This window comes from Mycobacterium sp. (assembly GCF_049673265.1).
GTDB lineage: Bacteria > Actinomycetota > Actinomycetes > Mycobacteriales > Mycobacteriaceae > Mycobacterium.
The window spans coordinates 1-1,536 of record NZ_JBATXN010000290.1 but is presented as its reverse complement, the minus strand read 5'-3'; the positions used below and the strand labels follow the sequence as shown (position 1 = coordinate 1,536).

Sequence of the window (1,536 nt, the reverse complement as noted above, 5' to 3'; positions counted from 1 at the left end):
GTCGTCGATGGCTACCCGTCCGCCACCCCTGGTTGTAACACGTTCTAGTCTGGGGGTCCAGCGACCGTCTCGCCGAACGCGTTCGTCGCTGGTCGTATGGTGGGTCCTAGCTAGCCACAGCCCATGTTCAAGGAGGATGCCGTGCGGGTGATAGTCGACCACGATCGCTGCGAAGGCAACGCGGTGTGCCTGGGCATCGCACCCGATATCTTCGACCTCGACGACGAGGATTACGCGGTGGTAAAGACCGATCCGATTCCTGCCGACCAGGAGGCGCTGGCCGAGCAGGCGATCCTCGAATGCCCGCGTGCCGCCCTCAAACGCGAAGACTAGAGGTATTCATAACCGCCGGAGAGACGATGCAGTGGGGGCACCCCCAGCCGCGCAGCGGCGAGGGGGACGCCAGCGATGAGGAGGAGTGGCGTACACAGATGACTAGCAGCACGAAAGCGACCGATCTGTCCGGGAAGGTCGCGGTGGTGACCGGTGCGGCCGCAGGCTTGGGCCGCGCCGAGGCGATCGGGTTGGCCCGCGCCGGTGCCACTGTCGTGGTCAACGACATCGCCGCAGCACTGGATGCTTCCGACGTCATCGACGAGATCACCGCCGCCGGCTCCAAGGCTGTGGCGGTCACCGGCGACATCAGCCAACGTACGACCGCCGACGAGCTGGTCAGCTGCGCCGACGGGCTGGGCGGCTTGAGCATCGTGGTGAACAACGCCGGGATCACCCGCGACCGGATGCTGTTCAACATGTCCGACGAGGAGTGGGACGCGGTGATCGCGGTGCACCTGCGCGGCCATTTCCTGCTGACTCGCAACGCTGCCACGTATTGGCGCCAGAAGGCAAAGGATTCGGACGGCTCGGTCTATGGCCGCATCGTCAACACGTCGTCGGAAGCGGGGCTGGTGGGGCCGGTGGGCCAAGCCAACTACGGCGCCGCCAAGGCCGGCATCACCGCGCTGACCCTGACGGCGGCTCGGGCGCTGGGCCGCTACGGAGTTTGCGCCAATGCGATATGTCCGCGGGCGCGGACCGCGATGACGGCCGATGTGTTCGGGGAGGCCCCCGAGGTCGGCGACGGCCAGATCGATCCGCTCTCGCCCGAGCATGTGGTCACCCTGGTACGGTTCCTCGCATCACCCGCGGCCAGCGCCGTCAACGGCCAGGTATTCATCGTCTACGGCCCACAAGTGACGCTGGTGGCGGCGCCCAGCGTCGAGCAACGCTTCACCTCGGACACGCAGGCCTGGGAGGCGCAAGAGCTGAGCGCCACGCTGGAGAATTACTTTGCTGGACGCGACCCGGAACGCAATTTCGCCGCGACCGGGCTAATGGAGCAATAGTCCGGGCTATTAGACACATGTATCGTTTCAGGCGAATTAGAACACGTTGCAGGATGGGCTCCACCACAATGGTTCTGACCTGGCAAAACTACTAACTTTTGTCTAATTTTGCCGTTCTTTGACACTGCGAACTTGTTCTAGTTACGATTGGCCGGCTCACGCGGAGCGCCGGCAGTTCAGCATCAAGCTG

General features: G+C 64.3%; 2 protein-coding genes. Both read left to right on the top strand.

Translation table 11 applies throughout. The annotated features are described in order from the left end of the window. Positions 1-141: 141 nt before the first annotated feature. Positions 142-333 (top strand): ferredoxin, encoded by a 192-nt coding sequence (locus WBF82_RS10135; RefSeq protein WP_424382909.1) that lies wholly within the window; start codon positions 142-144, stop codon positions 331-333. A 98-nt stretch (positions 334-431) separates the two neighbouring features. Then, entirely contained in the window at positions 432-1,346 is a 915-nt protein-coding gene (locus WBF82_RS10130) for a 3-oxoacyl-ACP reductase (RefSeq protein WP_424382908.1), read from the top strand. Positions 1,347-1,536 lie beyond the last annotated feature (190 nt).